Below are 10038 nucleotides of genomic sequence, written 5' to 3'. Positions count from 1 at the left end.
TTACGGAGCGGTGCAGGTGGTCGGCAACGTGGTGGTGCCGGCGACCTTCGTCGTGCCGACCTCGTTGGTCGCGAAGAAGACGGTGTCGTTCGAGCTCTTCCCCGCGACGCAGTACGCGCCGGCGGTCGCACCGGCCTTGTAGGTGAGCTTCGACGTGTTGGCGGACCGGGTCACACCGGCGTCGGTCCAGGTCTGGGTCCCGGTGCTGTCGACCTTGGCTGCGCGCGCGGTGGCGTCGAAGTCAGCAACGTCCCCCGGCAGCTTGCCGAGGTTCGTCTGCGCCGAGACGACCGCGATCTTCGCGTTCGTCACGTCGGTCTGCGTCGCCGAGTCCTGCGCGTTCTTCTGCACGCCCAGGTACACCGGGATGGCGATCGCGGCGAGGATGCCGATGATGATGACGACGACGAGGAGTTCGATCAGGGTGAAGCCCTTCTCGCCCTCTTCGAGAAGCCCCTTGCGGCGAGCGTTGAGCTTGCCCATGAGTGCTGCGTACATGGTGTTTCCACTCTTTCGGGAGTTGATTGAGGAATGTTCGGGGCTGTGCTCTGCCGCCACCGTCGAGCGTATTCACGGCGGAATTGCCGCATAATCCCGAGAACGGGGGCCAAACCGCAGGGAAATGCCCCCAGTACCGGGGGTGGAACACATCGGCTCACCCCCACCTGTGGGTCACAGCAAACGGCTCCGCCACCCCTCGAGTGCGGGGCAGGGAGCCGTTCGGTGGTCAGTGGATGAGGGACGTGATCTGGAAGATCGGCAGGTAGAGCGCCACGATCATTCCGCCGATGACGACGCCGAGGAATGCGATGAGCAACGGTTCGATCAATGACGTCAGCGCTTCGGTCGTCGATTCCACTTCAGCGTCGTAGAACACCGCGATCTTCTCGAGCATGATCTCCATGGAACCCGCGTCTTCACCGACGGCGATCATCTGTGACACCATCTGCGGGAAGACCGTCTCCTTGCCGAGGGGTTCGGAAATGGATTCACCCTTCCGCACCGATTCCGCGACACGGCCCAGGGCCCGTTCGACCACGATGTTGTTGGAGACTTCACCGACGATCTTCAGCGCCTGCAGGATGGGGACGCCGGCGCCGATCATGTTCGAGAAGTTGCGGGCGAAACGGGCGATGACGATCTTCTTGCTGAGGACGCCGAACACCGGGAGCTTCAGTTGGATCGGGTCGAGGAACCCGCGGACACGGTCGGTGTTCTTGTTGGCGCGGTACCAGACCCACCCGACGATGATCGCCACGGCGAGGATCGGCCCGACCCACACCATCGCGTGCGATGCGTAGACGAGCATCATCGTCGGGAGCGGGAGCTTCCCCCCGAGCGACGAGAACATGTCCTGGAAGATCGGGACGATGAAGATCAGCATGATGACGACGCTCAACAGCGACATGATCAGCACGACGGTCGGGTAGGTCATCGCCGACTTGATGGTCGAGCGGAGCTTGTGCTCTTTCTCGAAGTTCGTCGCGATCGAGTCCATCGCCTTGTCGAGGAAGCCGCCGGTCTCGCCCGCCCGGATCATGTTGATCATGATCGGTGGGAAGTCCACCGGGTACTTCCCGACGGCGTCGGAGAAGGAGACGCCCTGCTCGACCTCGTCGCGCACCTTGCCGAGGATGTCCTTGAGCTTCTTGTTCTCGGTCTGGTCGGCGAGGATCGTCAGCGCTCGCAGGAGCGACAGCCCGGACGAGAGCATCGTCGACGCCTGCCTGGCCATGATCGACAGGTCCTTCAGCCCGGCGTGCTTCTCGAAGCCGGGGATCTTGATCTCGGTCTGCAGACCAGTGCCGGCCTTCGCCTCCGCGAGCGAGATCGGAGAGATCCCCATGAGGCGGAGTCGGGCGACCGCTGCACCCTCACTGGCGGCGTCGAGCTTGCCCTTGACGACCTTGCCTGCGCCGTCACGGCCCCGGTAGTCGAATGCGAGGGACATCAGTAACCTCCCGAGAACTTGTCGCCGAAGTCGATCCCGCTCGCGGCGATCGCCGAAGCGGACTCTTCGGACGGCGACTCGACGCGCTGCACCAGCCGTTCGAAGCCCTCGAGGTCGTGGACCTTCTCGAGCGCCGCCTTGCGGGTGATGGTGCCCACGTTGACCAGTTCGGCCAGGTCCTGGTCCATGGTGTGCATGCCCGCGTCCCGCCCGGCCTGCATGGCCGAGGTGATCTGGTACGTCTTGCCCTCGCGGATGAGGTTGCCGATGGCGGGGGTGGTCTTCATGATCTCGGTGGACACGATGCGCCCGGCGCCGTTCGCCTTCGGGACGAGGGTCTGGCAGACGACACCTTCGAGCGTCGCCGCGAGCTGCGTGCGGATCTGCCCCTGCTGGTGCGGCGGGAAGACGTCGATGACGCGGTCGATCGTGCCGGGAGCGCTCTGCGTGTGCAGGGTCGCGAAGACGAGGTGGCCGGTCTCGGCGGCGGTCAGCGCGACCGAGATCGTCTCGAGGTCGCGAAGTTCGCCGATGAGGATGACGTCCGGGTCCTGGCGGAGGACGTGCTTGAGCGCACGGGCGAAGGAGTGGGTGTCCGCCCCGACCTCCCGCTGGTTGATGATCGCCTTCTTGTGCTCGTGCATGAACTCGATCGGGTCCTCGACCGTGACGATGTGGTCGGCACGGGTCTCGTTGACGAGGTCGATGAGCGCGGCGAGGGTCGTCGACTTGCCGGAGCCGGTCGGCCCGGTGACGAGGACGAGCCCGCGGGACAGCTTGGAGAACTCCCCGACGTGCTCGGGGATGCCGAGCTGCTTGAGCGTCTTGATCTTCGTGGGGATGATGCGGAAGGCCGCTCCCCAGTTGCCGCGCTGCTGGTAGAAGTTCACGCGGAAGCGGTACTCCGGCGACAGCGAGTACGCGAAGTCGAGTTCCTGCTCCTGGTCGAACTGCGCCGCCTGGTCGCCCGACAGGAGCGTCTTGAGCGCGGCGATGACCTTGTTGCGGGCCCACGGGCCTCCCGGCACGGCGGGTCGGAGCGACCCGTCGACCCGCACGGTCGGCGGGGCGTCCGCGGTCACGTGCAGGTCGGATGCGCCCTGGTAGACGACCTGCGCGAGGGCGGTGATGAGGTCGGAGTCGGCCACCTCGCGCGCGTGGCGGGTGAAGTTGATCTCGGGGCTGCCGGTCGGCGTGACCACCTGGGTCGGCGCGTGCGACGCGACGCTCGGGAGGCTCGTGGTCGCGGCCGCGGGCGCCACCGGCAACCGCTCGGTCGCCTGGTACGGGTCGTAGCCGTAGCTGGCGGTCGACGGCGGGACCGCGGCCGGCGGGGTCGCCGGCACGGCCTGCGGCTGCGCGACGGGGACGGCGACGGGCTGCCCGACCGGCGCGGACCACGCGGCCAGGTCGTCGCCGAGGTCGTAGACGGCCGCCGACGACACGGGTGCCGCGGCGGGCGGGTACGAGGTCGGTGCCGCCTCCGCGGCCTGCGCGAGGCGTGCGGCTCGGCGACCGCCGACCTCGACCCCGGGCATGCCGGGCGTCCCGGGGTGCCAGCCGGCCACGGGCTCGTCGCTGGCGGGCGTCACGTCGTAGACGGACTCGGTCATCTGCTCGTCCTCCAGGGCTACGCGACCACGCGCAGGATCTCGTCGACGCTCGTGAGTCCGAGCTTGACCTTCTCCCACCCGTCCATCCGGAGGGTGAGCATGCCCTGCTGCTGGGCGACACGGCCGATCTCCGCGCTCGAGGCACGGGCGACGGCGAGCCGCTCGATCTCCTCGGTCACGGTCATCACCTCGTGCAGTGCGATGCGCCCGCGGTACCCGGTGTTCGAGCACACGGAGCAGCCGAGGGGGGCGAAGAAGTCCGGCACGGCGGCGTCGGGTGCGTCGAGGAACCCGAGGGCGTGCAGCTGCTCGGCCTCGTACACGGCGGGCACCTTGCAGCGGTCGCAGAGCTTGCGTGCGAGGCGTTGGGCGACGACGCAGTCGAGGGCGGACCCGACGAGGAACGGTTCGATGTCCATCTCGGTGAGGCGGGTGACGGCCGAGGGAGCGTCGTTCGTGTGCAGGGTGGAGAGCACGAGGTGGCCGGTGAGGGACGCCTCGATCGCGATCTGCGCGGTCTCGTGGTCGCGGATCTCACCGAGGAGCACGACGTCCGGGTCGGACCGGAGGATGCTCCGGAGTGCGGACGCGAACGTCAGACCGGCCTTCGGGTTGACCTGCACCTGGTTGACGCCGGCCATCCGGTACTCGACCGGGTCCTCGACCGTGATGACGTTGATCTCCGGCTTCGCGACCGCGTTGAGCGTCGTGTACAGCGTCGTGGACTTGCCGGATCCGGTCGGGCCGGTGACCAGGATCATGCCGTACGGCTTCGAGTAGGACTTCTGGTACGCCGCCGCGTTGCGGTCGAGCAGGTTGAGGTCCTTGAGGGTCAACGACGTGTTCGTGTTGTCGAGGATCCGCATGACGACCTTCTCGCCCCACACGGTCGGCAGGGTCGCCACGCGCAGGTCGATCTGCCGACCACCGTGCCGCACGGACATACGTCCGTCCTGCGGCTTCCGCCGCTCGGCGATGTCGATGTCGCTCATGATCTTGAGCCGGCTGATGACGCCGTTCTGGATGTTCTTCGGCGCCGGCGTCATCTCGTGCAGCACGCCGTCGATGCGGTAGCGGACCCGGACCTCGTGCTCGCCGGGCTCGATGTGGATGTCGGACGCGTGGTCCTGGATCGCCTGGGACACGAGCAGGTTCACGAAGCGCACGATCGGCACGTCGTCCAGGGAGCCGTCGCCGATGTCCGCCTGCTGCTCGTTCGAGCGCGAGGCTTCTTCCTCGAGCGAGGAGGTGAGGTCGTTGAGCTCGTCGTCGGCACGGAGGTACCGGTCGAACGCGGCGAGCAGGTCGCGCTCGTCGACCTGCAGGGGCTTGATCGGGCGACCGGAGGCCGCGCGGGCGTCGTCGATCGCCAGGACGTTCGCCGGGTTCACCATGGCGAGCACGAGGGTCTCCCCCTCGAACCCGATCCCGAGGACCGAGTGCCGGCGGCAGAGCGGTGCGGGCAGCACCGAGACCGCGGTGCCGTCGACCGGGTAGTCGGTCAGCGGGACGGTCTTCGAGTTGTGCGAGGCGGCGCGCGCGGTGATGTACTGCGCCTCGCTCACGACGCCCTGTTCGACCAGGGAGCGGATCGCCTGCTCGTCGACGTCCTCGTGGCCGGTCATGGCGTCGAGGTACTCGATGGGGAGCGCACCGTTGAGGATGAGGATCTCGGACAGGGTTGCCATGAGCCCTGTACCTCCTTGTTGCCGGGCGCGCCGAAGCGGCGTGGTTCGATGCGCGCCGCCAGGGGTACGACGCTCGTCCACGGTACGTCCGGGCACGCTCCCGGAGCAGTCCCAGAAGGAGGGGGCGGAGGAGTTGTTGCTGGACCCAGAACAGGGGTACCGACGGGTATCGAGGTGACGGCGAACGCGCATGACCGACATCATCAGCCCAACCGATCGCCTCGCGTTCCCGACCGGATCCTCCTGTGGACGGTCGGCGCGCGGAACCGGCTGTGGCGGGGAGGTCGCGACCCCTCGACGCACCCGGTGAGCAGGGACCATGATGAGGCATGGACATCACGAGCGTGACCGTGGGGCTGCCCGTCACCGACCTCGAGGCGTCCTGCCTCTGGTACGGCGCGGTGTTCGAACGACTCGAGCCGGACCTCGAACCGACCGAGGGCGTCGCCGAGTACGAGGTCGGCGGGATCTGGATCCAACTCCTCGAGGACCCGGATGCCGACGAGAACCCGGCGACCGTCCGCTTCGGCGTCGACGACGTGGCCGCCCAGCACGCCCGGATCGCCGCGCTCGGCATCGACGTGGGTCCGGTCGAGTGCGTCGACGGTGCGGTCGACTGGTTCGACGTCCGCGACCCGGACGGCAACGTCCTCAGCCTGTACTCGCTCGCCGACGAGCGCGGGCGCGGACCGGGTGGCCGCGACAGCGGCGCCGACCGCCCCGTCTAGGAATCCAGACGGCAGGCCGGGAGGCCCGTGACGGGGCCGCTCCGGGCCTCCCGTCGGGCTCCGCCTACCACGGGCTTCGCCCGCTACGGACCCGGCCCACTACGGGGAAGGGCCCCGCATCCTGACGGATGCGGGGCCCTTCCTGGGGGTCACTCGGTTCAGTTGTACGTACCCGGCGTGAAGTCGTCCGACGAGAAGCTGTCGAAGTCGACGAAGCTCAGGTCGGCGTCCGAGAACGACGAGTCGTCCGCGAAGATGCGGTTCGGGTACCGCTCCGCCTTCGCTTCCTCCGTCGCGTTCACGTCCACGTCGCGGTACCGGCTGAGGCCCGTCCCGGCGGGGATGAGCTTCCCGATGATGACGTTCTCCTTGAGGCCGACGAGCTGGTCCTGCTTGCCCTCCATGGCCGCCTGCGTCAGGACGCGGGTGGTCTCCTGGAAGGACGCGGCGGACAGCCACGACTCGGTCGCGAGGGACGCCTTCGTGATGCCCATGACCTCCTGGCGAGCCGAGGCGGTCTTGCGACCCTCCTGCAGCGCCGCCCGGTTGATCGCGTTGTAGCGCGACCGGTCGACGAGCTCACCCGGCAGCAGGTCGGTGTCGGCGTGGTCGACGACGGTGACCTTGCGGAGCATCTGGCGGACGATGACCTCGATGTGCTTGTCGTGGATCGGCACACCCTGCGAGCCGTACACGTCCTGCACGCCGTTGACCAGGTGCTTCTGGACCTCACGGACACCCTTGACCCGGAGGACTTCCTTCGGGTCGACGGTGCCGGCGATGAACTGCTCGCCGAGCTCGACGTGCTGCCCGTCCTCGATGAGGAGGGTCGCACGCTTGAGCACCGGGTAGATGAACGGCTCGTCGCCGTTGTCCGGCGTGAGGATGATCCGACGGCCCTTGTCCGTGTCCTCGATCGTGGCGCGGCCGGGGGCCTCGGCGATCGGGGACGCGCCCTTCGGGGTGCGGGCCTCGAAGAGCTCGGTCACGCGGGGCAGACCCTGCGTGATGTCGTCGGCCGAGGCCGAACCACCCGTGTGGAAGGTACGCATCGTCAGCTGGGTACCGGGCTCACCGATGGACTGGGCGGCGATGATGCCGACCGCCTCACCGATGTCGACCAGGTTGCCCGTGGCGAGCGAGCGGCCGTAGCACTGCGCGCAGACACCGACGGCCGACTCGCAGGTCAGGACCGAGCGCACCTTGATGCTCTCGACACCGGCAGCGAGCAGCTTGTCGAGGAGGACGTCACCGACGTCCTCGCCGGCCTCGGCCACCACGGTGCCCGAGGCGTCGACGGCCTCGGTCGCGAGGGTGCGCGAGTAGACGGTGTTCTCGACGCGCGGGTCGCGGACGAGCCCGCCGTCCGCACCGACCGTCGCGATCGGCAGCTCGAGGCCACGGGTCGTCCCGCAGTCGTCCTCACGGATGATGACGTCCTGCGACACGTCCACGAGACGACGGGTCAGGTAGCCCGAGTCAGCGGTACGGAGTGCCGTGTCCGCCAGACCCTTGCGAGCACCGTGCGTGGCGATGAAGTACTCCGCCACGGTCAGGCCCTCGCGGTACGAGTTGATGATCGGGCGGGCGATGATCTCGCCCTTCGGGTTGTTCACCAGACCACGCATACCGGCGATGTTGCGCACCTGCAGCCAGTTACCACGAGCACCGGACGACACCATGCGGTTGATGGTGTTGTCGACCGGGAAGTTGTCGCGCATCTCCTGCGCGATCTCGTTCGTGGCCTCGGTCCAGATCTTGATCAGGTCGGCGCGACGCTCGGAGTCGGTGATCAGACCCTTGTCGAACTCGCCCTGCACCTTGGCGGCCTGGACCTCGTAGCCCGCGATGATCTCCTTCTTGCGAGGAGGCGTCACGACGTCCGACAGGGCGACGGTCACACCGGAGCGGGTGCCCCAGTAGAAGCCGGCGTCCTTGATCCGGTCGAGCGCAGCGGCCGTCTCGGTCTTGGAGTAGCGCTCGGCGAGGTCGTTGACGATCGCGGAGAGCGTGCCCTTGTCGGTGACCCGCTGGACGAACGGGTAGTCCGCCGGCAGGGTCTCGTTGAAGAGCGCACGGCCCAGGGTGGTCTCGAGGAGGATCGGCTGACCGACCTCGTAGCCCTCCGGCGCCTCACCCTCGGCGAAGTGGACACCCGTCATGCGGATCTTCACCATCGCGTTGAGGTGCAGCGTGTTCTGGTCCTTCGCGAGGATCGCCTCGGCGACGGAGGAGAACGCCCGGCCCTCACCCACGGCGCCCTCGCGGACGGTCGTCAGGTGGTGCAGACCGATGATCATGTCCTGCGCGGGCAGGGTCACCGGACGGCCGTCGGACGGCTTGAGGATGTTGTTCGAGGCGAGCATCAGGATGCGGGCCTCGGCCTGGGCCTCGACCGACAGCGGCAGGTGCACGGCCATCTGGTCACCGTCGAAGTCCGCGTTGAACGCAGCACAGACCAGCGGGTGGAGCTGGATGGCCTTGCCCTCGACGAGCTGCGGCTCGAACGCCTGGATGCCGAGACGGTGCAGCGTGGGCGCACGGTTCAGCAGCACGGGGCGCTCGCGGATGATCTCCTCGAGCACGTCCCACACCTGGGCGCGCGAACGCTCGACCATGCGCTTGGCCGACTTGATGTTCTGCGCGTGCGACAGGTCGATCAGGCGCTTGATGACGAACGGCTTGAACAGCTCGAGCGCCATCTGCTTGGGCAGACCGCACTGGTGGAGCTTGAGCTGCGGGCCGACGATGATGACCGAACGGCCCGAGTAGTCGACGCGCTTGCCGAGCAGGTTCTGGCGGAAACGACCCTGCTTGCCCTTGAGCATGTCGCTCAGGGACTTCAGGGCGCGGTTGCCGGTACCCGTGACCGGACGTCCACGACGACCGTTGTCGAACAGCGCGTCGACCGCTTCCTGCAGCATGCGCTTCTCGTTGTTCACGATGATCTCGGGGGCACCGAGGTCGAGCAGGCGGCGGAGACGGTTGTTGCGGTTGATCACACGACGGTAGAGGTCGTTGAGGTCCGACGTGGCGAAGCGGCCACCGTCGAGCTGCACCATCGGGCGGAGCTCCGGCGGGATGACCGGCACGACGTCGAGCACCATCGCGGCCGGCGAGTTACCGGTGGCGAGGAACGAGCTGACGACGCGCAGGCGCTTGATCGCGCGGATCTTCTTCTGGCCCTTGCCCTCGGCGATCTGCAGACGCAGCGCCTCGGCCTCGGCGGCCAGGTCGAAGGCCTCGAGCCGCAGCTTGATCGCCTCGGCGCCCATGTAGGCGTCGAAGTAGATCCCGAAGCGGTCCTGGAGCTCGTGGAAGACGGCGTCCTCGGGCTTGAGGTCGCCCACCTTGAGGTTGCGGAAGTCCTCCCACACGCGCTCGAGGCGGGTGATGTCCTCGTCGAAGGACTTGCGGACCTGGGACATCTCCTTCTCGGCGGTGTCCTTGGTCCGGCGCTTCACGTCGGCCTTGGCACCCTCCTCCTCAAGGGCTGCGAGGTCGTCCTCGAGCTTCTTGAGACGGTCGGCGATGATTGAGTCGCGCTGGTTCTCGAGGTTCTTGATCTCGAGGCGCATCTCGTTCTCGAGGCCGGGCATGTCGGCGTGACGGCCCTCCTCGTCGATGCTGATGATCATGTACGCGGCGAAGTAGATGACCTTCTCGAGGTCCTTCGGCGCCATGTCCAGCAGGTAGCCCAGGCGCGACGGGACGCCCTTGAAGTACCAGATGTGCGTGACGGGCGCGGCGAGCTCGATGTGGCCCATGCGCTCACGACGGACCGAGGACTTGGTGACCTCGACGCCGCAGCGCTCGCAGACGATGCCCTTGAAGCGGACACGCTTGTACTTGCCACAGGCGCACTCCCAGTCGCGGGAGGGACCGAAGATCTGCTCGCCGAACAGACCGTCCTTCTCGGGCTTCAGGGTGCGGTAGTTGATGGTCTCCGGCTTCTTGACCTCGCCGTACGACCACTGGCGGATGTCCTCGGCGGTCGCGAGACCGATCCGAATGGCATCAAAGGAAGTTGCTTCGAGCAATGTTCTTCTCTCTTGCTG

General features: G+C 67.5%; 6 protein-coding genes. 1 reads left to right on the top strand and 5 read right to left on the bottom strand.

Features of this window, described 5'->3' with window-relative positions; genetic code table 11:
* The 4 genes from DEJ32_RS16595 to DEJ32_RS04050 all read right to left on the bottom strand — a co-directional run bounded on the left by DEJ32_RS16595 (position 1) and on the right by DEJ32_RS04050 (position 5252).
* On the bottom strand, positions 1 to 498 hold the full coding sequence (locus DEJ32_RS16595) for a prepilin-type N-terminal cleavage/methylation domain-containing protein (protein WP_309146375.1): 498 nt from the start codon (positions 496 to 498) through the stop codon (positions 1 to 3).
* Between the two features lie 229 nt (positions 499 to 727).
* Positions 728 to 1951: a type II secretion system F family protein gene (locus tag DEJ32_RS04060; RefSeq protein WP_110900398.1), complete on the bottom strand. Its 1224-nt coding sequence runs from the start codon at positions 1949 to 1951 to the stop codon at positions 728 to 730.
* Positions 1951 to 3564, bottom strand: a complete 1614-nt coding sequence (locus DEJ32_RS04055; RefSeq protein ID WP_309146419.1) for a type IV pilus twitching motility protein PilT — start codon at positions 3562 to 3564, stop codon at positions 1951 to 1953. The genes DEJ32_RS04060 and DEJ32_RS04055 overlap by 1 nt, the downstream gene beginning before the upstream one ends.
* 17 nt (positions 3565 to 3581) lie before the next feature.
* On the bottom strand, positions 3582 to 5252 hold the full coding sequence (locus DEJ32_RS04050) for a GspE/PulE family protein (protein WP_110889288.1): 1671 nt from the start codon (positions 5250 to 5252) through the stop codon (positions 3582 to 3584).
* Positions 5253 to 5581: 329 nt separating this feature from the next.
* Between DEJ32_RS04050 and DEJ32_RS04045 the strand changes: the two genes are divergently transcribed.
* Positions 5582 to 5980, top strand: a complete 399-nt coding sequence (locus DEJ32_RS04045) for a VOC family protein (RefSeq protein WP_110900397.1) — start codon at positions 5582 to 5584, stop codon at positions 5978 to 5980.
* A 158-nt stretch (positions 5981 to 6138) separates the two neighbouring features.
* On the opposite strand, the gene DEJ32_RS04040 is transcribed toward DEJ32_RS04045, so the two are convergent.
* Positions 6139 to 10020, bottom strand: coding sequence for a DNA-directed RNA polymerase subunit beta' (locus DEJ32_RS04040; RefSeq protein WP_110824268.1), 3882 nt, complete (start codon positions 10018 to 10020; stop codon positions 6139 to 6141).
* Positions 10021 to 10038 lie beyond the last annotated feature (18 nt).

This window comes from Curtobacterium sp. MCPF17_046 (assembly GCF_003224295.1).
In the GTDB taxonomy this organism is placed as follows: domain Bacteria; phylum Actinomycetota; class Actinomycetes; order Actinomycetales; family Microbacteriaceae; genus Curtobacterium.
The sequence above is the reverse complement of the archived record's forward strand: the minus strand, read 5'-3'. Positions and strand labels throughout refer to the sequence as shown.

Coding starts and splice junctions, on each gene's coding strand:
- DEJ32_RS04050 (WP_110889288.1), bottom strand. CDS start 5,252: ATGGCAACCCTGTCCGAGATCCTCATCCTCAACGGTGCGCTCCCCATC.
- DEJ32_RS04055 (WP_309146419.1), bottom strand. CDS start 3,564: ATGACCGAGTCCGTCTACGACGTGACGCCCGCCAGCGACGAGCCCGTG.
- DEJ32_RS04060 (WP_110900398.1), bottom strand. CDS start 1,951: ATGTCCCTCGCATTCGACTACCGGGGCCGTGACGGCGCAGGCAAGGTC.
- DEJ32_RS16595 (WP_309146375.1), bottom strand. CDS start 498: ATGTACGCAGCACTCATGGGCAAGCTCAACGCTCGCCGCAAGGGGCTT.
- DEJ32_RS04045 (WP_110900397.1), top strand. CDS start 5,582: ATGGACATCACGAGCGTGACCGTGGGGCTGCCCGTCACCGACCTCGAG.